The organism is Desulfuromonadales bacterium, from assembly GCA_035620395.1.
Taxonomy (GTDB): Bacteria; Desulfobacterota; Desulfuromonadia; order Desulfuromonadales; family DASPGW01; genus DASPGW01.
The window spans coordinates 1-20,250 of the sequence record DASPGW010000027.1; the positions used below are offsets into that span (position 1 = coordinate 1).

Consider the following 20,250-nt stretch of genomic DNA (forward strand, 5'->3'; position numbering starts at 1 on the left):
AGGATCTTCCCGGCCAGCTCCGGACGCTGGACAAATGGCAAGCGGCCCTGGACGGACTGAAAAAAGAGTGCCTCTCCAGGCAGGAAGAGTTGACTCGCCTGCAGGAAAGCTACCGGCCGGAGCAGCACCAGGAAGCACGCCGGGAAAAGGAGGCCCTTGCTGCCGAAATCGTCAAGCTGCGCGAGCAGCTCGAGGCGCTGGGGCGGGACCGCAAGCGCCTCGAAGGCGACGTCGAGAATTTGCAGCGGGTCGGGCGGGAGATTGAGAGCAGGCTGGCCGAGAAGAAGTCGCTCGAAGAAAAAGAAAAACTGGTAAAATACTTGCGCAACCAGGTGTTCAAGAACGTTTCGGCCCAGCTCTCCGAACGCTTCCGCGAGGAGATCAGCCTGCGCGCCGACCGTATCTACCGCACCATTGCCGAGTCCGACGAGGAGCTTCTCTGGGGAGAGAATTACCAGATCGTCCTGCGCGACATGGCGGAGGGGGAGGTGCGCGAGCGCAGCGATGATCAGCTCTCCGGCGGCCAGACGATGAGCGCGGTGGTCGCCCTGCGGCTTGCCCTGCTGCAGACCATCGGCGCCCGCATCGCCTTCTTCGACGAACCGACCTCCAATCTCGACGCTTCCCGCCGCGAAAACCTGGCCCATGCCTTTCGCGCCATCGACGTCGGCCGCGAGGAGGTGACCGAACACTGGTACGACCAGCTCTTCCTGATCAGCCACGACGTCGCCTTCACCGAGGTGACCGACCAGATGATCTGCATCGGGGAGCAGGAGGGCCGGCGGTTGTAGCCGGCGGGGTATTAGGGGCCAGCATAGGGGGAGATAGCCATGGCAGACACCACCATTCAGGACCGCGCGGCCGGCGCCGTCATGGGCGCCTTCATCGGCGATGCTCTGGGCCTCGGCCCGCACTGGTATTACGACCTCGCTGAACTGCGCCGTGATTACGGCGAATGGATCACCGGCTACACCGATCCCAGGCCCGGCCGCTACCATGCAGGGTTCAGGGCCGGCCAGCTTTCCCAGGCGGGCTTCATCCTCACCCTCATGGTCCGCTCCCTCGTTGACCGCGGCGGCTATGACGAGGCGGACTTCTGCCGCCGGCTGGACGAAGACCTCTTTCCGCTTCTCGACGGCACGCCGGTGAGCGGGCCGGGCGGTTACACCAGCCAGTCGATTCGCGAGGCCTGGCGGCGCCGCGTACAGCAGCAGCTGCCGTGGGGGCAGACCGGCGGCCACGCCGACACCACCGAAGCCATCGAGCGCATCCTCGCCATCGCCGTGCGCTATGCCTGCCAGCCCGGACGACTCGCCTCGGCCATCACGGCCAACACCATCCTGACCCAGAGCGACGACACCGTGGTTTCGATGACCGTCGCCTACGGCGCAGTGCTGGGCCTTCTGGTGCAGGGGCATCCACTGGACACGAAACTGTCCGGCAAGCTTATGGATCTGGTCAAAACCGGGGAACTCCCCTTTCACGCCGTGACCCGCGCGGATCTCCAGCCACCCCGCCCGGGCGATCCCGATCCCCCCCGCGCCGGCCGATTCGCCTCACCCGATGCCCTGCTGACACCTTCCTACATGGCCGCCGCCGCAGCGGACCCGGACATCCGCATCGAGCCGGCATGGAAGGTGTCCATCGTTTACGGCATGCCCTGCGCCATCTATCACCAGCTCCCCGCCGCCTACTACCTTGCCGCGCGCTTCCCCGACGATTTCGAAGCCGCCGTGCTGCATGCCGTCAATGGCGGCGGGCAAAATCAGGCGCGGACTATCCTCGCCGGCGCCCTGGCCGGTGCTCAGACCGGCCTCTCCGGCATTCCTCAGCGCTTCCTCGATGGACTGCAGGACGCCGCAACGCTCGGCAACCTGGCCGTCGAACTTGCTTCAAAGGTTGGCGATTCCACCGGTTCTCAGTAGATGCTGAGAGCTGTCGCGAAGCGAAAAGGTGGTGCCGGTTGCGGGGCCATTATTGCGAAGACAGGTCGGGCAGGGTGCCTCCTGATTTCAATGTTTGACATCCCGGAAGGGGGTAGGGTACACTTTTCCCAAAAAAGGGGAGTAGCATCCGGAACCTTCCGGCCCGCGTTTCGTCAATACGGTGGCCGCGCCACCCGGACGCGGGAGCTGCGACGTCATGTCGGGCCTTGCAAGACCTTTGTCCACTGCATGCAACCATGCAGCGGGTAAAGGTCTTTTCTTTTACCCGCTGCGCAACCGGAGGCACGGAAGTAAAAGAATGTACCAGCTCATGTTCGCCTGCCTTCTCACCTTATGCTCAGAATAGGAGATTTTTTTGTGAATTCCCTCTGGATGTGGCTCGGCTTCAACCTTTTTGTTCTAGTACTGCTGGCCCTCGACCTCGGCCTGCTCCACCGCAAGGATAAGGAGGTGGGGATTCGGGAAGCCCTCCTGCTCAGCCTTGGCTATTTCGTACTGGCGCTGATCTTCGGGGCCGGGGTCTTTCATTTCCTCGGCGCAAATGCCGGGGTCGAGTTTTTCACCGGCTACCTGCTCGAGAAGAGCCTGAGCGTCGACAATATTTTTGTCTTCGTTTTGATCTTCAGCCATTTCTCGGTCCCGCCCCAGTACCAGCACCGGGTCCTGTTCTGGGGCATCCTGGGCGCCCTGGTGATGCGCGCCGCGCTGATCCTGACCGGCGCGGCGATCATCGAGTCCTTCCACTGGGTCATCTACATCTTCGGCGCCTTCCTCGTCTTCACCGGAGCCAAGATGCTGGCGACGATCAACCAGAAGCCTGACATGGAGGGGAACCGCCTGGTCCGCCTGATCCGTCGTCGATTCCGGGTGACGGAAAACTTTGAGGGGCACAAGTTTTTTACCCGCCGCGACGGTCTGCTTTACCTGACGCCGCTGATGGTGGTTCTGATCCTGGTCGAAGTCACCGATGTGGTGTTCGCGCTCGACTCCATCCCGGCCATTTTTGCGATTACCACCGACCCGTTCATCGTCTATACTTCCAACGTCTTCGCCATCCTCGGGCTGCGGGCGCTCTATTTCGCCCTGGTCGGCATCATCCACCGGTTTCACTATCTCAAGTATGGCCTGTCGCTGGTGCTCATGGTGGTCGGTGCAAAGATGCTCATCAACGCGGCTTTCGGCAAGGTCATCCCTACGGAGGTTGCACTGCTGATCACCGCCCTGCTGATCGGCGGTTCGATGCTGGTATCGGTCATCAAGACACGGCGCCTGCCCGAAGCGGCCGGCACGGAGGAAGCCATCCACGGTTGGGTGCCGGGCAGCCCTGCTACCAAATCCGAATCCGGCGCGAAGGTCCCGCCCAAAACCAGGCAGTGAAGGGAAACGAAGGAAAAATTGTATGGATGCAATCTGGCTTGAACTGGTCATCGTCCTGCTGCTCATCCTGGCCAACGGATATTTTGCCGGCGCGGAACTCGCCATCGTTTCCGTCCGCCGCGGCCGCATGGCTCAACTGGCGGCCGAGGGGAACAAGCGGGCCCAGGTGGTGGAGCAACTGCTCTCCGACCCGCACCGCTTTCTGGCCACGGTCCAGATCGGTGTCACCCTGGTTGGGACCATGGCCTCAGCTGTCGGCGGCGCCGCCGCCATCGAAGTCATCAAGCCGATTCTTCAGCAGGTCCCCGTGCGCGTCATCAGCAATGCCGCTGAACCCCTGGCGCTCTTCCTGGTGGTCGGCTGTATCGCCTACCTCTCCCTGATCCTTGGGGAACTGGTGCCCAAGGCCCTCGCCCTGGAGCACTCGGAACGGATTGCCCTCGGCGTGGCTCGGCCGATTCGCTTCCTGGCCCGGATCGGGGGGGTGGCGGTTTTCACTCTGACCCTTTCGAGCCGGACGGTTCTGCGCCTGCTGGGAATCAAGGCCACAGGGGAGCGGGCCTTCATCACCAAGGAAGAGATCCAGCACCTGGTGGCCGAGGGGCGGGAAACGGGGGGAGTCACGCCCAGCGAGCAGGAGTTCATCCGGAATGTGTTCGAGTTTTCCAAAACCCAGGTGCGGGAGGTCATGGTACCTCGCCCCCGGATTGTGGCACTGGATCTGGGAGAGGACCGCGATCAGATACTGAAGATCGTTGTGGACAGCCAGTATTCGCGCTTTCCGGTTTATCGGGGGGAGATCGATAACGTGGTTGGATTCATCCATGGCAAGGACCTGCTGGGCCAGGCGGTGCAGAACCCCGACTTCAATCTGGAAAGCCTTTTGCGGACCCCTTTCTTTGTTCCGGAAGCGAAAAAGGTAAACGACTTGCTGCGGGAGATGCAGCGCGGGCACATCCACATGGCGATGGTGGTGGACGAGTACGGCAGCCTGAGCGGAGTGGTCACCACCGAGGATCTGTTGGAAGAGTTGGTCGGGGAAATAGAGGACGAGCATGACCAGGGTGAGCCGCAGCGCATTCAGCGTCTCAAGGATGGCGGCTACCTGGTCGACGCCCTCCTTCCTCTCAATGACCTCGAGGATCTGCTCGGAGTGCGTTTTGCTGAGGGCATGCCTTATGAAACCCTTGCCGGGCTGATCCTTTTCGAACTGGGGCATTTCCCCGTGGAAGGGGAACGAGTGGCGTGGGGGGATTACCTGCTGACCTGTGTCAAGGTCACCCCGACGGCCATTCGAAAGGTAAAGATTGAACTGGTAAAGCCTTGAAAATTCTTGTGATATAACGGCGGCATTCCTCTCGGGGGGCAGAGAGCGCAATTTAGCTGGATGGGTAAACCCGGTCCGGAAAAAATGCCACTTTGACAGGGACAGTAAAAATGGGGTATAAAAACCCTACCCTTTTTCATCCTTACGCGACGGTTTCATGGACCTCGTATCCCAGTTTCTCGACATCTTCCTGCACATCGACCAGTTCCTCACCGTTCTGGTGGAAAACCACGGCACCCTTGTTTACGCCGTCATCGCCCTGATCATTTTCTGCGAAGTCGGCCTGGTCGTCGCCCCCTTTCTGCCCGGCGATTCGATGCTTTTTGTCATCGGAGCACTTTGTGCCACGGGGGCCATGGATCTGACCCTAGTGCTGACCCTGTTCCCGGTGGCGGCCATCGCTGGGGACAACTTCAATCGTCTCATGGGCATCTCCTTCGGCCACAAGGCCTTTCGCGGTAAAGACGGGCGATTTTTCAACCAGAAAAACCTCGATCGTGCCCGGAGCTTTTTCGAAAAATTTGGCAACCGGGCCATCACCCTGTGCCGGTTCATCCCCTTTTTCCGTACCTTCGTCCCTTTTGTAGCCGGAATGGCCGGCGTACGCTGGCGCACCTTTCTCCTTTACAGCGTTCTGGGCGGCACCGGATGGGTGGTGGTGTGCGTCCTCGCCGGTTACTATTTCGGGAATCTGGAATTCATCAAAGGGCATTTCGAACTGGTCTTGTTGACGATCATCGCCCTTTCAACGGTGCCGGCTGTGGCCGAATACCTGAAAAAATCGCATGCCCGAAAACGGATTTCTGCCCAACCTGAAGAACTGAACCCGTCGCCTGAGCAAGCACCGCAGGCTCAGCGAAGCCCTTCCCCTCCGGCACGCATCTGCAAACAAATTCTTTATCGGCAGGTTTTCAGTCGGGGGTTTTTCACCAAAAGCGGATTGGCGCGAAAAGCTCGAAACTTTTGTCGGGGATCAGGGCACGGGGCAGCAGGAGCAGCGTTCCGCGTCCAAATTCTGCGGACTCGACGCACTATCCGTAAATACGGCGACCTGGCCCTCCAGAACCAGGGCTATACTAAATCGAGACCGGCAAGACCTTTATGCACGGCATGTTACAATAACGCGGATTAAGGCCTTTTTCTTTGACCTGCGGCGTACAAAACGCTTCGGGTAGAAGAGATGGTCCGAGCATGACTTCCTGCCTTTTCACCTTCCGCACCCTGTTCCTGACCGTCAAGGCGCCGGGGCGGGTCCGGGATCCGCCCCTTGCTTTTTCAGCAGAACCCCTCCACCAGCAGCGACGAGATAATGAGGAGCAGAGCGAGGTTGAGCCGCCCGAACGGCTCGCCGCGGGGCGGCTCGGCCCGGCCGGTCAGCAGCATCAACCCGGCGCCGGCGGCCAGGCCCGCGGCGGCCACCCCGCCGAGCAGGCGGGCGGCTGGATGCTGGAGCAGACCGAAGCCGGGCAGCAGGAGGGTGACGCAGGCGAGGGCGAAGACCCAGATCAGGGCCAGCCGATGGACCTGCCGCGGGGTGAAACGGGTGAAAACGGTCGGCAGCCCGGCCCGCTGGAAGTCCTCCCGATGCTTCAGGGCGAAGAACCAGAAATGGGGGATCTGCCAGAGGACGATAAGCCCGGCGAAGAGGACGATGCGGAAATCGGCCGGATTCCCCCCCGCCGCTGCCCAGCCGATCAGGGGCGGCAGTGCGCCGCACAGGGCGCCGGGCAGGACCGCAAAGGAGGTGCGACGTTTGAGGGGGGTGTAGACGCCGTTGTACCAGAGGAGGGCGAAGGTGCCGAGGACGAAGACGGTCTCCCGGATGGCGGCGAGGAGCAGCAGGCCGACGGCCGTCAGGGTCAGGGCGAGAGCCAGGCCGGCTCGGGGGGGGAACTCGCCGCAGGCGACGGGGCGGCGGCGGGTGCGCTCCATGCGGGCATCGACGTCGCGCTCCTGCACCTGGTTGAGGGCCGAGCAGCCGGCGGCCAGCAGGCCGACCCCGGCCAGCAGCAGGGCAGCAACCACCGCCTCGTGGGGAGCCGGGTACAAAGCGTAGCCCGCCAGGGCGGAAGCTGCGGTCATCAACGCGATCGGCGGGCGGAAGAGGGGCAGAAGCGACATGGCAGGAATCCCGGAAAATCAGTGACTGGTAACAGGTAAAACCGCAATCAAGGTCGTCTCTCACCCGCTCGCTAGAGCTCACCCTTTCAGCTCACCGCAACTCCTCGATAAAATCGACAATGGCCTCTACCTCTTCTTCCGGCAGTGGGAGTTTCGGCATCACCGGCGGAAACCCCTTGACGAGGTCGGCCTGCGGTTCACGGATGGAGCGGCGGATGTAGTCGGCGTCGGCGGTCAGGGTGTGCTCCCGGCCGTCGGTGATCACCGTCACCTGCCGCCCGCTGAGCCCCCGGAAAGTCGGGCCGACGGCGGGGGAGCCGTCCAGGGAATGGCAACCGAGGCAGCCGTATTTCTCCAGCAGCCCTCTCCCCTCCGCCACCACCACTACCGCTTCCGCATACCATCGCTCGAACTCGCCGGATGGGAGCGCCTCGACCGTGGTGATCATGCCCGAATGCCCCACGCCGCAGAACTCGGCGCAGAAGGCGTCAAAGGAGCCCGGTGCCGGTGCCAGGAACCAGAGGTGCGTGGTCATGCCGGGAACCGCGTCCATTTTTACGCGAAAGGCGGGAATGTAGAAGTTGTGCAGAACGTCCGCCGAGGTAAGTTCGAGGCGGACCGGCCGGCCGGCCGGCACGAAGAGCCGGTCGCTGGTGCGTCCGTTGGGATACTCGAAGGACCAGGACCACATGCGGCCGACGACCTTCACCGGCAGGGCGTCCGCCGGAACGTTGCGCAGCGTGGTGTAGCCGGACCAGCCGTACCAGAACATGGCAAGAACGATGATGGTGGGGAGGATGGTCCAGGTCGCCTCCAGGGGGATGTTGTAATTGGGACTCGGCAGGGGCGACGGGTTCTTTCGCCGGTTGTACTTCACCACGAAGAAGATGATGGTGGCGGTGATGCCGACCAGCATCAGGGCGGAGATGCCGAAGATGAGGAGAAAGACGGAGTCCACGGCTTCAGTGGTGGTCACGAGGGATGGATTCACGGCAGCCTCACCGGTAGAGGACGTCAAAGAAGGTAAAGCCGATGAAGATGGCGAGGATGAGCAGGGCCACCAGGAGAAAGATCCTGAAAGCCTGCAGCTTTTCATACTTGAGGTGCATGAAGAAAAAGATGACCAGCGCCGACTTGACCGAGGCGATGCCGAGGGCGGCCCAGATGTTGAGAGGGCCGAGATGCACCCGGGAGACGGCCACGGTGACGGCGGTCAGCAGCAGAAGCAGCACCCAGACGACGACGAAGGTGCGATAGGGGACGATGGGGTGTTCCTGTTCGGTCATTTCATGCCTCACGGGTGCAGGGACCTTGACTTCAGACCTTGGACTTTGGACCAGGGACCGCCTTTCAGAGCAGTAAATAATAAAGCGGAAAAATGAAGATCCAGATGAGGTCCACCAGGTGCCAGTAGAGCCCCGAATTTTCGAGCTTGACGAAATCGTCCCGGTGCACGACGCCGGTCGCCGTATAGACGGCCATCACCGCCAGCAGGACGGTGCCGATCAGCACGTGCAGGCCGTGCAGGCCGAGGGTGATGTAGTAGAGCCCGAAGAACATGATCTCACCCGGCGGCATCTGGTTGAGGATCGGCGAGTCGGGATAGATGCCGTGGCCGATCTCGGCCGACCATTCGACGTACTTGTTGAGGAGGAAGAGGAGGCCGGTGATGACCCCTCCCCACAGCAGCACTTGTGTCGCCCTCCGTCCGCCGCGGCGCACGGCGCTCACCGAGAGGGCGACCAGCAGGCTGCCGGTCAGCAGAATGATGGTGTTGGCGGCGCCGAGACCGAGGTTGAGCTTCTGCGCCGCGGCGGCAAACTCGCCGGGGTAGCGGTGCAGGTAGACCGCATACAGAATGAACAGGCCGCCGAAGAGGATCAGCTCGGTGAACAGGAAGAGCCACATGCCGAGCTTGGCGCCGGTGTAATCCTGGTGTTCGGGGGCACTCATGGCGTCGGCTCTTCGGGGTAGATGTAGGGGCCGTGGACCACCACCGGCGGCGAGGGGAAGTTCTCCGCCGGCGGCGGCGAGGAGAGGGTCCACTCCAGGGTCCGCCCTCCCCATGGGTTGCTCCCCGCCGGCGCTCCCCGCAGGGAGCCCCAGAAGAGATTGGCGAACATGACGAAAATGCCCGCCCCCAGGACCCAGGAGCCGGCTGTGGCGGTGACGTTCAGGGTGGTAAACTGCGGCAGGTAATCGTAATAGCGGCGCGGCATGCCGCGCAGGCCCACCACCATCATCGAGGAATAGAGGGTGTTGAAACCGACCAGCATGGCGGCCCAGGCGGCGGTGGCCACCTTCCGGTTGTACATCCGGCCGAAGATTTTGGGCAGCCAGAAGTGCAGGCCGGCGAAGAAGGCGAAGCCGGTGCCGCCGAACATGGTGTAGTGGAAGTGGCCGACCACGAAGTGGGTGTCGTGCACCGGCACGTTGGTGGCGGCCGCGCCCAGGACCAGCCCGGTGAGCCCGCCCACCGAGAAGAGCAGGATGAAGCTCAGGGCATGGAGCATCGGCGGGTCGAGGGCGATGGAGCCCTTGTAGAGGGTGGCCGTCCAGTTGAAGACCTTGATGGCGGAGGGGATGGCGACCACGAAGGTGAGCAGGGAGAAGACGAAGATGGCGGTATCGCTCAGGCCGCTGACGAACATGTGGTGGGCCCAGACCAGCGAGCCGGCGAAGGCGATGGCGATGCCGGAGAGGGCCATGGCCCAGTAGCCGAAAATGTGTTTGCGGGCGAAGACGGGGATGATCTCCGAGATGATCCCCATGCCGGGGAGGATCATGATGTAGACGGCCGGATGGGAGTAGATCCAGAAAAGATGCTGGTACAGGATGGGGTCGCCCCCCTTGGCCGGGTCGAAGAGTCCGGCGCCGAGAACCCGCTCGAGCAGGATCAGCGCCAGGGTAATGCCGAGGATCGGCGTGGCCAGGACCTGCACCCAGGCGGTGGAATAGAGGGTCCAGACGAAGAGGGGGAGCCGCCCCCAGGTGACGCCGGTCGCCCGCAGGCGATGCACGGTGGTGATGAAATTGAGGCCGGTCAGGATGGAGGAGAAGCCGAGGATGAAGACGGCGAAGGCCGCCAGTGTCACGTTGGTGTGGGTCTGGATGCTGAACGGGACGTAGAAAGTCCAGCCGGTGTCGGGGAAGCCGGCGCCGCCGAACAGCGAGGCGAGGGCGAGCATCGCCCCGCCGATGTAGAGCCACCAGGAGAGGAGGTTGAGGCGGGGGAAGGCGACGTCGTTGGCGCCGATGTGGATCGGCAGGAAGATGTTGCCGAAGATCGCCGGAATGCCGGGGATGATGAAGAGGAAGATCATGATCACCCCGTGCAGGGTGAACAGGGCGTTGTAGGTCTGGGCCGAGACGATGGTCTCCCCCGGAGCGATCAGTTCCAGGCGGATGAGCAGCCCCAGCACCACCCCGACCAGGAAGAAGGTGAGGATGGCGTACATGTAGAGCAGGCCGATGCGCTTGTGGTCGGTGGAAAAGATCCAACCGAAGAGGCCGTTGCCGCTCGGGGCGAGAAAGCCCCGCTCGTTGGTGGCCGCGGGATGGGTTTCGGTCATGTTCACCTCGGAGGACCGGGGGTTTTACGCCCCCGCAGGATCAGGAAAGCCAGAAAGACGCCGGCGGTGAGCAGGATCGCCGTCGCCGACACCCGGAAGAGATTGAAGACGTAGCGCCGGTTTTCGGGGTCGTAACTGAAGCAGAACTGCGCCATCCGACGGATGGTCGGCCCGATCCGCCCCTCCGACGCCTCGACCAGGGCGAGGGTGAGGTCCATCGGCAGGACGCTGGTGCCGTGCAGGTAACGGATGATCTTGCCGTCGCCGGCCACCACGAAGAGGACGACGGGATGGAGAAAATCCTCCCCTTGCCGCTGGAAGCGGTAGCCGGCGGCATCGAGCAGTTTCCGGATGCTCTCCGGGTCGCCGGTCAGGAAGCTCCAGGCGGTGGCCGGAAACCGCTGCCGCATCGCCTCCAGATAGATCGCCTGGCTGCGACGGGCCAGCTCCGGCGTCTCCGTCTCGTCGAAGCTCACCGACAGGACCCGGAAAGCCTTCCCCGGCTCCAGCTTCACCTCCGGCAGGGTCCGCGCCAGACCCGCCTGCAAAAAACTGCAGACGTTGGGGCACTGGTAGTAGACCGGGACGATGACGGTCGGCACGGTGACCAGGTCACGCAGGGTGACGGAGCGGCCTGTCTCGTCGCGAAAGGCGAGATCCAGCGGGATGCTGGCGCCGAGACGCTCATCCAGCCCGACGGCTCCCGCCGCGGGCGGTTGGGGATGGACGTGGATGTGCTCTTTTTCCGGCTCCGCCGTCTCCCCGTGACCCGGGTGGGCCATCGGCGTCGACCCGGCGTTTTCGCTGGCGGGTGCAGCGGCGGTCGTCAGCAGGGTAAACGCCGCCGCAAACAGCAGTGTCCTGCTCTGGACCAACAGTCGTCGGGTTCCGATGCGGAGGAAAAAATTCATTTCGAGGTCCCGGGGAGGTGGTGCCGAGAGGCGGTGGCAAAGGCGCTGCCGATACGGCTAAATCCGGGTTTAAGCATACTCATTCCGGAAAATAATGCAATCCCGGAGTGGGCAGGAATTGCCATCCTGGCGCGTTGCATGCCGCTTCCTCTTCTGCTAACATGGCGACGGCCGCACAGAGGAGACAGTCACGTGAAAGAATTGCAGGAACGCCTGAACGAACTGGAAATCCGTTTTACCCACCAGGCTCGCCTCATCGATGAACTGAACAGCGAGATCGTCGCTTGCAATCAGCGCCTCAGCCGTCTCGAGCGGGAGAACCGTTCGTTCCGGGAGATGCTCCAGAACCTGGCCCCCACCCTCACCGAATCTCCCGACGAGTAAACCAGCGTGATCGCCGAAACCCGCCGCATCCTGCTCGAAGCCGTCGTCATCGTTCTTCTCGGGGTCGTCCTCGGCCTCTCCTTCAACGGCCGACTGCTGCTGAATGTCTTTTCCGGCCGGCTGCCGCAGACGCAGGTCGAGACCGAGCCGCGGGCGCTGTATCCGGTTCCCGTCGACCTGGCGGCGGTGCGGGAACTCACGGCGGCCGGGGCGGTCCTGATCGACGCCCGGGCAGCGGAACTCTATGCCGATGGGCATCTGCCCGGCGCCCGTTCCCTCCCTCTGGGGGAGATGGACGAGCATCTCGAAGCCTTCCGGCGGGCGGTTCCAACCGACGCGGTCATCATCACCTACTGCAACGGCTACGGTTGTCCCGACTCCTTCGACCAGGGCGTGCGACTGCTCGCGGCGGGCTGGCGGGACGTGCGCGTCTTCGAGGGGGGCTACCCGGAGTGGCGCGATGCCGGACTGCCGGTCGAACAGGGGGCGCCGTGAGCCGTTTCACCCGAATCGCCTACCACCTCAGCCGCCTCGTCCTCGGCGGCCTGTTCCTCTATGCCGGCCTGGTCAAGGCCGGCGACGTGACCGCCTTCGCCCGGGATGTCGCCAACTACAAGATTCTTCCCTACAGCTGGAATTACCTGGTGGCGGCCACGCTGCCCTACATCGAGTTCCTGGCCGGGTTGCTGCTGGTCGCCAACCGGCGGGTCCGTCCGGCTGCCTTGGTGACGGGGGGGCTGACCGCCGTCTTCATGCTGATCCTGGCCACGGTGGTCGCCCGCGGGCTCGATATCGACTGCGGCTGTTTCCGGCCCGGCGGCCACACCACGGCGACCCAGGCCCTGTGGCGCGACGCCGGCATCCTGCTGCTGTGCATTGCCACCTACCGGCTGCGCGACCGGTCCGCTCCCTGACTCCGGGCATGGACGTTCTGCTCCTGCATCCTCCCGCGGTCAAGCCGGCCGAGCCGCCGCCGGGAGCCGCCGTGCTGCTCGCCCATCTGCGCTGCCGCGGTTTTTCCGCCGCGGCCCTCGACGCCAATCTGGCGGCCTATCTTTACCTGCTCGACCCGAACCGCCTCGAGCCGGCTGCCGGCCAGCAGCCTTCCACAGCCGTGCGCCGGGCCCTTCGCCACAGCGATTCGGCTTTAAACCTGTTGCGCTCGCCAGCCGCCCTGGCTTCCTTCGCCCGCTACGCCACCGCCGTGCGCCACCTCAACACCGCCCTGGGCGTCTGGACCGGCGACGGCGGCATGGAGCGGCTGACGCTGGGCGACTATGACCGCGCCGGCCTCTCCCCCTTCGCTCCGGCCGACCTCGAACGGCTGGCGGCGGGGGCGGCGCCGCCGAGTCTCTTCTCCCGCTACTTCGAAGAGGAGCTGCTGCCGCAGGTCGAGGCGCTACGACCGCGGCTGATCGCCCTGTCGGTCAACTACCGGCATCAGGTGCTGCCTGCCTTCGAGCTGGCCGGCCTGCTGCGGCGCCGGCTGCCGGCCGTGCCGGTGGTCGGCGGCGGCGGGGTCTTCACCTCCTGGCGCACCGTGCTGCGGCGCCTCGATCTGCGCTTCTCCTGCTTCTCCCGGATCGTCTTCGGCCCCGGCGAGGCGCCGCTGGCCGCCCTCGCCGCCGGAGGGGCGCCCCGCGGCGATTACTTTCTGGAAGGGGCGGGGGAGATCGGTTTTCTCCCCGATTACAGCTTCGCCCGCCTCGCCGACTACCTTTCGCCGGTGCCGGTTCTGCCGGTCAGTGCCAGCCGGGGCTGTTACTGGCAGCGCTGCCTTTTCTGTCCGGAAGCCGCCGCGCCGACCCATCCGTACGCCGCCCTGCCGCCGGCATCCTTTCCGGAGCTGCTGGGGAAACTGGCCGGGCGGCACGGGGTGCGGCATTTCCATTTCACCGACAACGCCCTGCCGGTGGCCGTCCTGCGGCGGCTGGCTGCCGGCGGGGCGCCGCCGGGACTCTCCTGGCACGGTTTCGTTCGTTTCGAAAAAGCGCTGCTCGACCCTGACCTGGTCGCCGGCCTGGCCGCCTCGGGCTGCGCCATGCTGCAGCTGGGGCTGGAGAGCGGCTCGCAGACGGTTCTCGACCGGCTGCGGAAGGGGACGCAGCTGACCGAGGTTGCCGCCATCCTCGCCAAGTTGCAGAGGGCCGGTATCGCCAGCTACGTCTACGTCATGCTCGGTACCCCCGGGGAGAACGAGGAGGACGCCGAACTGACCCTGCGCTTTCTCGAAGCGCACGCCGGGGCCATCGGTTTCCTCAACCTGGCGATCATGAACCTGCCGCGGGAGTCGGGGCTGCTGGCCGACCCGGCAGGCGGCATCGCCGAATCGGAGCTGCTCGGCGAGGACGAACCGCTGGGGCTCTACCGCTCCTTCGCGCCGGCGGCCGGCTGGGGCCGCCGCGAGGCGCGGCGGTTTCTCGACCGGCGCCTGCTCGCCTCGTCGGCCGTCCGCGCCATCGTCCAGCGCACGCCGCCCCTGTTCACCTCCAACCATGCCTTTCTCTTTCCGCCACTGTCGACTTGAGCAGGGTGGCTGTGGTAATGTCGGTCGGTCTTATGGGACCTGCGGGACATGTACGACCTGTGGGATCTATTGTTTTCACCGCTTTTTCAAGGTATTCCTGCTCACCATGGAACTCTGGCAGCACAGTCTGAAAAGCAGCCTGACCTGTCCGGAAGCGCTGGCCGAGCGTTTCGGGATCGACGCCGCCCCTCTGGCGGCGGTGGCCAGACGCTATCCGATGCGCATCACCCCCTACTATCTGGGGCTGATCCGGGAGCCCGGCGACCCGATCTGGCGGCAGTGCGTTCCCGATCCGCGGGAGTTGGTCGACGCGACGGGACTGGCCGACCCCCTGAACGAGGAGAACCTCTCCCCGGTGCCAGGGGTGGTGCACCGCTATCCCGACCGCGTCCTGCTGCTGGTCTCCGGCGCCTGCGCCGTCTACTGCCGTTTCTGCACCCGCAAGCGGCAGGTCGGCTGCGCCGTCATGCGCCGCTCCCGTGCCGACCTCGCCGCCGGCATCGACTATATCGCCGGCAACCGGCAGGTGCGTGACGTGATCCTCTCCGGCGGCGATCCCCTGCTGCTCAGCGACGAGGCGCTCGGCGACCTGCTCGAGCGCCTGCGCCGCATCCCGCACGTCGAGATCATCCGCCTCGGCAGCCGGGTGCCGGTCACCCTCCCCGAGCGGGTCACTGAGGACCTCTGCGCCCTGCTGCGGGGTTTTCACCCCCTCTACCTCAACACTCACTTCAACCATCCGCGGGAGATCACGCCGCAGGCGGCCGAAGCCTGCCGGCGCCTGGCCGATGCCGGGATCCCTCTGGGGAACCAGACCGTGCTGCTCAGAGGAGTGAACGACGAACCGGCGGTGATGGCCGAGCTGATGAAGGGGCTGTTGAAAATCCGCGTGCGCCCCTACTACCTCCACCACATGGATTTGGTGCAGGGGGCCGGCCACTTCCGCACCCGGGTGGAAAAGGGGATCGAGATCATCCAGGCGCTGCGCGGACCGATCTCGGGCCTGGCCGTTCCGCACTATGTCATCGACCTGCCGGGGGGGAGGGGGAAGGTGCCGGTCCTTCCCGAATATGTCGAGAGCCTGGGAGAGACGGTGGTGCTGCGGACGCCGGGGGGGGAGCGGATCGAGTATCCCAACGTTCTGCCGGAAAAAGCGTAATGCTGTCAGGGTAAGGCTGGCGCCCGCCCTGATTGGGGTTATCCTTGAAGAGGAAGCCGAAAGACCGGAGCTGTCGACAAGAAGTTGAGGAGGAGTGCCTTGCTGCGATTCTTAGGATTCATCATCGTCATTGCGGTTGTGCTGCCGCTGCCGTTCGCCGCCGCCGCCGACCTTGCCCCTGCCCCCTTCACGGCCACCTACTCCGTGAGTTATCAAGGCATGACCGCGGGGCAGCTTCATTTCGTGCTGCGTGCCGAAGAGGATGGCCGGTTTGTTTACGAAACTCATGCGACTCCGGGGTTTCTGGCGCGCCTATTGGTGAGCAGTAAGGCGGTCGAACGCAGCATCGTGCGCATCGATGCAGACGGGGTGCGTCCGCTCTCCTGGTTTCTGGATGACGGCAAATCGGGCAAAGAGAACGACGGGGCGCTTGTCTTTGCCTGGGATGTGAAACGGGTCACCGGGACCGTGCAGGGAGAGCGGGTCGATTTGCCGATCGAACCGGGGCTGCAGGATCGCCTCTCCTTCCAGATCGCCGCGATGACCGCGCTGCTGCGCGGTCGCGAACCCGGCACGATCCCCGTGTTCGACGACAACCGGATCAAACCGTACAGCTACAGTCGCCAGGGGGCCGCCCGCATTGAGACGCCAGCGGGTGAGTTCGAAACGGTGCTCTACGAGAGTACGCGCCCGCGTTCGAAACGTCTCTCCCGCATCTGGCATGCGCCGACGCTCGGTTACCTTCCCGTGCGTTTCGAGCGGCTGAATAGAGGCAAGGTCGAGACGGTGATGGAGTTGGTGACAGTGGAACGCAGTGCCGGTGGGCAGTAGTCAGGCACTCTTGAAGGATCGGCTGACGTCGCGACTCCACTTCGCGAGCGGAGTGTAGAGTGCTGCGCGGCATCTCCGGCAACGTCCTGATCCTCGGTCTGGTCAGCTTTCTGACCGATGTCTCCAGCGAGATGATCTATCCGCTCCTGCCGCTCTTTCTCACCGCGGTACTGGGGGCGGGGCCGGCCTTCCTCGGCGTCATCGAGGGGGTGGCCGAGTCGACTGCGGCGCTGCTCAAGCTCGTTTCGGGGATCTGGTCCGATCGGGTACGCCGCCGCAAGCCGCTGGTGCTCGCCGGGTACGGCATATCCTCGCTGGTCCGGCCGCTGGTCGCCGTCGCCACCGGGCCGCTCGCGGTCCTCGTCATCCGCTTTGCCGACCGCATCGGCAAAGGGGTGCGTACCTCGCCGCGGGATGCGCTGATTGCCGACTCGGTTGGCCCCGGCCTGCGCGGCCGGGCGTTCGGTTTTCACCGGGCCATGGATCACGCCGGCGCCCTGGTCGGACCGCTGCTGGCGGCCGCCCTGCTCGCCACCTGGGTGAGCGACCTGCGGATCGTCTTCGCTCTGGCGGCGATTCCCGGGGTGTTGGCGGTGCTGCTGATTGCGATGAAAGTGCGTGAATCGGCGGCCGTGGAATCTGCCGCCTCCCTGCCCGCCGGCGGCGCCTTCCTGCACATTGTCCCGCGGGGGCCACTGCGCCGCTACCTGCTGATCCTGTTCCTCTTCACCCTCGGCAACTCCACCGATGCCTTCCTGCTGCTGCGCGCCGGTGAGCTCGGCGTGAGCGCTGCGCACATCCCGCTGCTCTGGGCCTTCTTCCATGTGGTCAAAATGGCTTCGGTCTATCCCTTCGGCACCCTTTCCGACCGACTCGGCCGGCGCGGCATGATCCTCGCCGGCTGGGGCGTCTACGCCCTGGCCTATCTCGGTTTCGCCAGGGCGCAGAGTGAATGGCAGATCTGGGCGCTGTTCGCCTTTTACGGGCTATTCTACGGGCTGACGGAAGGGACGGAAAAGGCGCTGCTCGCCGATTTCGCCGACCCGGCCGAACGCGGCGCCGCCTTCGGCTGGTACAACTTCGCCATCGGCATAGGCGCCCTGCCGGCCAGTCTGCTCTTCGGGGCGATCTGGCAGCAGTTCGGACCGCAGGCGGCCTTCGGTTTCGGGGCCGGGCTGGCCGCGCTGGCGGCACTGCTGTTGTGGGGGCTGGTCAGGGAAAGAGGCGACGGGGGGCTTCGCCCGCCAGGCAGGGCGGCTACAACTCCTCCGGCGTAAACGCCACCACTTCATCGATGCTTTCGGCGCCGGTGAGGAGCGTCACCAGCCGGTCGACTCCGAGGGCGATGCCGGCGGCGTCGGGCATGGTTGCCAGCTCACGGAGGAATTTTTCGGGGGTGGGATAGGGGGCCTTGCCGGCGGTGCGTCGTTGCGCCTCTTCCCGCTCGAAGCGCTGACGCTGTTCGACCGGGTCGGTGAGCTCGGAGAAGGCGTTGGCGAGCTCGACCCCGGCGATGTAGAGTTCGAAGCGCTCGGCGACGCCCGGGTTGCCGGGTTTTTTGCGGGCGAGGGCGGCGAGGGAGGCCGGGTACTCGGTGAGGAAGGTCGGCCTGGTCAGCCCCAGGCGCGGTTCGATCTCGAAGGCGATGAGCTCGTCGAAGCGGCCGGCGGCGAGGGCATCCTCCAGCGAGAGCGAACCGTGGCGGGTGAAGGCCTCGGCGACGGTGAGCCGCTCCCAGGGCGGGGTGAGGTCGATGGTCGCGCCGCCGCAAGTCAGTTCCCCGGCCGGGACCAGCGCCGCCAGCAGGGCCTCGCACTCGGTCATCAGCGCCGTGTAATCGACCCCCGCCCGGTACCATTCGAGCATGGTGTACTCGGGGAGATGTCGGCTGCCACGTTCGCCGGCGCGCCAGCAGCGGCAGATCTGGAACAGGCGCTCGTAACCGGCGGCGAGCAGGCGCTTCATGCAGAGCTCGGGAGAGGTATGCAGGAACCAGTCGCCGGCGGGGACGGCGTCGATGTATCCCTCGGGGGCGTTGCCGGGGATGCGGTGCGGGGTCTCCACCTCGAGGTAGCTCCGGTCGACGAAGAAGGCCCGGATCGTCTGGACGATCCGGGCCCTTTCATTGAGTTTGTGCCGCTTGCGGGCGAGCTGCCAGTTGGGTTCCATGCAGGTCCATTTAAGTCCCCCTTTGTAATGGGGGATTTAGGGGGATTTTGCAAGGTCGGACGATCAAATCCTCCCTGTCCCCCTTTGCCAAAGGGGGGAGTGCTTATTCCTTCACCCGCGTGACGTAGTCCCCGGTGCGGGTGTCGATCTGGATCAGGTCGCCCGTTTCGACGAAGGAAGGGACGGCGAGGGTATAGCCGCTCTCGGTCGTAGCCGGTTTGTTGTTGCCGGCGGCGGTGTCCCCCTTGACCCAGGGGTCGGCCTGGGTGATGCGCAGGGTGACGAAGTTGGGGAGGGTGATGCCGATGCCGCGGCCGTTGAAGAGCAGGATTTTGACATCCATGTTGTCCTTGAGGAAGTAGTGATCGTCCCCCAGGGTCTCTTCGTCGAGCGTGACCTGCTCGTAGCTCTTGTTGTCCATGAAGACATAGCCCGACTCGTCCCGGTAGAGAAACTGCATGTCGCGGTCCTCCAGGGCGGCGGGGTCGAAGGACTCGCCCGAACGGTAGGTGCGGTCGAAGAGCGAGCCGGTGATCATGTTGCGCAGCTTGCACTTGTAAAGGGCCTGGCCCTTGCCGGGCTTGGTGAAGTCGAAGGCGACAATGACGTGGGGCTCGCCGTCGATCATGAGCTTGAGGCCCTTTTTCAGGTCGGCACAGGTGTACATGGGTTGTTCTCCTTCAGTTTATTTCGGACAGAGCCGGGACAGACGAAAAACCGAATTTAACCATACTTGCCCCCGTTTTGTCATCGAAAATTTCCGCCTGGGGCGATTGTCTTCTCCCGGCCGGTATGATACATTCCCGCAATTCGACCCGCTCAAAACCGAAGGAGAATCCCATGCTCACCACTGCCGATTTCAAGCGCGGGCTGGTCATCCAGCTCGACAACGCCCCCTGTCTGCTCCTCGATATGACCACCCAGTCCCCTTCCGCCCGCGGCGGCAATACGCTGGTCAAGACCAAGTACCGCAATCTGCTCACCGGACAGGTGCTGGAGAAGACCTTCAAAGCCGGCGATAAGGTCGATGAGGCTGATTTCGAGCGGCGCAAGGGGCAGTTCCTCTATCCGGCCGGGGACGGCGGCGTCTTCATGGATCTCGAAACCTACGAGCAGTACGAGCTGGGCGCCGAGATGTTCGAGCCGGTGCAGGGGTTTCTGCTGGAGGGCGCCGAGGTGCAACTCGGCCTGTTTCAGGGGCGGGTGGTCAGCGTCGACCTGCCGATGACGGTGGAGTTGGTTGTCACCGAAACCGCTCCGGCCATCAGGCACGCCACCGCCACCGCCCAGACCAAGGAGGCGGTGCTGGAGACGGGGATGAAAATCCAGGTGCCGGGTTACCTGGAGTCGGGGGAAAAGATCAAGGTCGACACCCGCGACGGCCGATTTATTTCAAGAGCGTGAGACAATTGGTCGGTTATGGCAGAATGCTAAGGCTCCAGAGACGACTTGTCCTGGAGCCTTAGCATTTTCGTTGTAGGGGGACCTATCTCCAGAAATCCGACGTCAATTGGCATCTTTTCAGAACCGATAATTTCTGGGGTCTTTGGCACAACAATCACGGTATGAGAACATGCAGTAGAAAAAATTACAAAAGTTGTTACTAATAATGAAAATAATATATTTTTTTATTTTAGCTTTTTCATGGTTCACCTTTTTTTATTTGTGGTTTTGTGCTGCCCGTATTAAAGCAATAGTTGAAAAGTAAACCAGAAAGCCGATCACAAAACTTATGATAATTGTTCCACTCAACCAGTAAGTTATTAAAAGAGTAAAAAATCCAAAAATAATTCCTGTTGACATGTCTCTGCCAATCCATTGCCTGCGAGGGGATTCGGTTTGTTGACAGGTCAATGTGTGATGCTCGCCGGAAGGTTCCCCGAATCGATCATCGACTTTTGTCCTATCTGCTCAATGTAATGGGAG

General features: G+C 63.7%; 21 protein-coding genes. 13 read left to right on the top strand and 8 right to left on the bottom strand.

Annotated features, from left to right (window positions below):
- The 5 genes from VD811_01680 to VD811_01700 form a co-directional block, all read left to right on the top strand.
- The coding region (locus VD811_01680) for an SMC family ATPase (protein ID HXV19682.1) at positions 1–791 on the top strand (791 nt) is incomplete at its 5' end.
- Between the two features lie 39 nt (positions 792–830).
- Complete coding sequence (locus VD811_01685; GenBank protein HXV19683.1) at positions 831–1,925, top strand: ADP-ribosylglycohydrolase family protein; 1,095 nt, start codon at positions 831–833, stop codon at positions 1,923–1,925.
- 378 nt (positions 1,926–2,303) lie between these two features.
- Positions 2,304–3,323 carry a TerC family protein gene (locus VD811_01690; GenBank protein ID HXV19684.1) on the top strand — a complete coding sequence of 340 codons (1,020 nt, stop codon included), beginning with the start codon at positions 2,304–2,306 and terminating at the stop codon, positions 3,321–3,323.
- A 22-nt stretch (positions 3,324–3,345) separates the two neighbouring features.
- A complete protein-coding gene (locus VD811_01695) occupies positions 3,346–4,650 on the top strand; it encodes a hemolysin family protein (protein ID HXV19685.1) in 1,305 nt (434 codons plus the stop codon).
- A gap of 220 nt (positions 4,651–4,870) precedes the next feature.
- The gene (locus tag VD811_01700) at positions 4,871–5,782 is read left to right on the top strand and encodes a VTT domain-containing protein (protein ID HXV19686.1); all 912 of its coding nucleotides are present in this window, start codon (positions 4,871–4,873) and stop codon (positions 5,780–5,782) included.
- 143 nt (positions 5,783–5,925) lie between these two features.
- On the opposite strand, the gene VD811_01705 is transcribed toward VD811_01700, so the two are convergent.
- The 6 genes from VD811_01705 to VD811_01730 all read right to left on the bottom strand — a co-directional run bounded on the left by VD811_01705 (position 5,926) and on the right by VD811_01730 (position 11,254).
- Positions 5,926–6,771: a protoheme IX farnesyltransferase gene (locus tag VD811_01705; GenBank protein ID HXV19687.1), complete on the bottom strand. Its 846-nt coding sequence runs from the start codon at positions 6,769–6,771 to the stop codon at positions 5,926–5,928.
- A gap of 91 nt (positions 6,772–6,862) precedes the next feature.
- A complete protein-coding gene (gene coxB, locus VD811_01710) occupies positions 6,863–7,762 on the bottom strand; it encodes a cytochrome c oxidase subunit II (GenBank protein HXV19688.1) in 900 nt (299 codons plus the stop codon).
- A gap of 7 nt (positions 7,763–7,769) precedes the next feature.
- The gene (locus VD811_01715) at positions 7,770–8,057 is read right to left on the bottom strand and encodes a cytochrome C oxidase subunit IV family protein (protein HXV19689.1); all 288 of its coding nucleotides are present in this window, start codon (positions 8,055–8,057) and stop codon (positions 7,770–7,772) included.
- A gap of 64 nt (positions 8,058–8,121) precedes the next feature.
- Complete coding sequence (locus tag VD811_01720; GenBank protein ID HXV19690.1) at positions 8,122–8,724, bottom strand: cytochrome c oxidase subunit 3 family protein; 603 nt, start codon at positions 8,722–8,724, stop codon at positions 8,122–8,124.
- Positions 8,721–10,343, bottom strand: coding sequence for a cbb3-type cytochrome c oxidase subunit I (locus VD811_01725; protein HXV19691.1), 1,623 nt, complete (start codon positions 10,341–10,343; stop codon positions 8,721–8,723). Before VD811_01725 ends, VD811_01720 begins: the two co-directional genes overlap by 4 nt.
- 2 nt (positions 10,344–10,345) lie before the next feature.
- Positions 10,346–11,254, bottom strand: coding sequence for an SCO family protein (locus VD811_01730; GenBank protein HXV19692.1), 909 nt, complete (start codon positions 11,252–11,254; stop codon positions 10,346–10,348).
- A gap of 192 nt (positions 11,255–11,446) precedes the next feature.
- Between VD811_01730 and VD811_01735 the strand changes: the two genes are divergently transcribed.
- The 7 genes from VD811_01735 (at position 11,447) to VD811_01765 (ending at position 17,432) form a co-directional block, all read left to right on the top strand.
- Complete coding sequence (locus VD811_01735) at positions 11,447–11,638, top strand: SlyX family protein (protein HXV19693.1); 192 nt, start codon at positions 11,447–11,449, stop codon at positions 11,636–11,638.
- Between the two features lie 6 nt (positions 11,639–11,644).
- Positions 11,645–12,133 carry a rhodanese-like domain-containing protein gene (locus VD811_01740; GenBank protein HXV19694.1) on the top strand — a complete coding sequence of 163 codons (489 nt, stop codon included), beginning with the start codon at positions 11,645–11,647 and terminating at the stop codon, positions 12,131–12,133.
- A complete protein-coding gene (locus VD811_01745; protein ID HXV19695.1) occupies positions 12,130–12,552 on the top strand; it encodes a MauE/DoxX family redox-associated membrane protein in 423 nt (140 codons plus the stop codon). Before VD811_01740 ends, VD811_01745 begins: the two co-directional genes overlap by 4 nt.
- Positions 12,553–12,560: 8 nt before the next feature.
- Positions 12,561–14,165 (top strand): radical SAM protein, encoded by a 1,605-nt coding sequence (locus VD811_01750; protein ID HXV19696.1) that lies wholly within the window; start codon positions 12,561–12,563, stop codon positions 14,163–14,165.
- Between the two features lie 106 nt (positions 14,166–14,271).
- Complete coding sequence (locus VD811_01755; protein HXV19697.1) at positions 14,272–15,324, top strand: KamA family radical SAM protein; 1,053 nt, start codon at positions 14,272–14,274, stop codon at positions 15,322–15,324.
- 99 nt (positions 15,325–15,423) lie between these two features.
- Positions 15,424–16,155, top strand: a complete 732-nt coding sequence (locus VD811_01760; GenBank protein HXV19698.1) for a DUF3108 domain-containing protein — start codon at positions 15,424–15,426, stop codon at positions 16,153–16,155.
- 59 nt (positions 16,156–16,214) lie between these two features.
- Positions 16,215–17,432 (top strand): MFS transporter, encoded by a 1,218-nt coding sequence (locus VD811_01765; protein HXV19699.1) that lies wholly within the window; start codon positions 16,215–16,217, stop codon positions 17,430–17,432.
- On the opposite strand, the gene VD811_01770 is transcribed toward VD811_01765, so the two are convergent.
- Positions 17,413–18,324, bottom strand: a complete 912-nt coding sequence (locus VD811_01770) for an EF-P lysine aminoacylase GenX (protein ID HXV19700.1) — start codon at positions 18,322–18,324, stop codon at positions 17,413–17,415. The two genes, VD811_01765 and VD811_01770, sit on opposite strands and share 20 nt — an antisense overlap.
- Positions 18,325–18,427: 103 nt before the next feature.
- The gene (gene efp, locus VD811_01775; GenBank protein HXV19701.1) at positions 18,428–18,991 is read right to left on the bottom strand and encodes an elongation factor P; all 564 of its coding nucleotides are present in this window, start codon (positions 18,989–18,991) and stop codon (positions 18,428–18,430) included.
- Positions 18,992–19,164: 173 nt separating this feature from the next.
- Between efp and VD811_01780 the strand changes: the two genes are divergently transcribed.
- Positions 19,165–19,728 (top strand): elongation factor P, encoded by a 564-nt coding sequence (locus tag VD811_01780; protein HXV19702.1) that lies wholly within the window; start codon positions 19,165–19,167, stop codon positions 19,726–19,728.
- Positions 19,729–20,250 lie beyond the last annotated feature (522 nt).

Excerpts from the sequence above, each read along its gene's own strand:
- VD811_01685 (HXV19683.1), top strand. The coding sequence starts at position 831 with ATGGCAGACACCACCATTCAGGACCGCGCGGCCGGCGCCGTCATGGGC.
- VD811_01695 (HXV19685.1), top strand. The coding sequence starts at position 3,346 with ATGGATGCAATCTGGCTTGAACTGGTCATCGTCCTGCTGCTCATCCTG.
- VD811_01705 (HXV19687.1), bottom strand. The coding sequence starts at position 6,771 with ATGTCGCTTCTGCCCCTCTTCCGCCCGCCGATCGCGTTGATGACCGCA.
- VD811_01715 (HXV19689.1), bottom strand. The coding sequence starts at position 8,057 with ATGACCGAACAGGAACACCCCATCGTCCCCTATCGCACCTTCGTCGTC.
- VD811_01720 (HXV19690.1), bottom strand. The coding sequence starts at position 8,724 with ATGAGTGCCCCCGAACACCAGGATTACACCGGCGCCAAGCTCGGCATG.
- VD811_01725 (HXV19691.1), bottom strand. The coding sequence starts at position 10,343 with ATGACCGAAACCCATCCCGCGGCCACCAACGAGCGGGGCTTTCTCGCC.
- VD811_01730 (HXV19692.1), bottom strand. The coding sequence starts at position 11,254 with ATGAATTTTTTCCTCCGCATCGGAACCCGACGACTGTTGGTCCAGAGC.
- VD811_01750 (HXV19696.1), top strand. The coding sequence starts at position 12,561 with ATGGACGTTCTGCTCCTGCATCCTCCCGCGGTCAAGCCGGCCGAGCCG.
- VD811_01755 (HXV19697.1), top strand. The coding sequence starts at position 14,272 with ATGGAACTCTGGCAGCACAGTCTGAAAAGCAGCCTGACCTGTCCGGAA.
- VD811_01770 (HXV19700.1), bottom strand. The coding sequence starts at position 18,324 with ATGGAACCCAACTGGCAGCTCGCCCGCAAGCGGCACAAACTCAATGAA.
- efp (HXV19701.1), bottom strand. The coding sequence starts at position 18,991 with ATGTACACCTGTGCCGACCTGAAAAAGGGCCTCAAGCTCATGATCGAC.
- VD811_01780 (HXV19702.1), top strand. The coding sequence starts at position 19,165 with ATGCTCACCACTGCCGATTTCAAGCGCGGGCTGGTCATCCAGCTCGAC.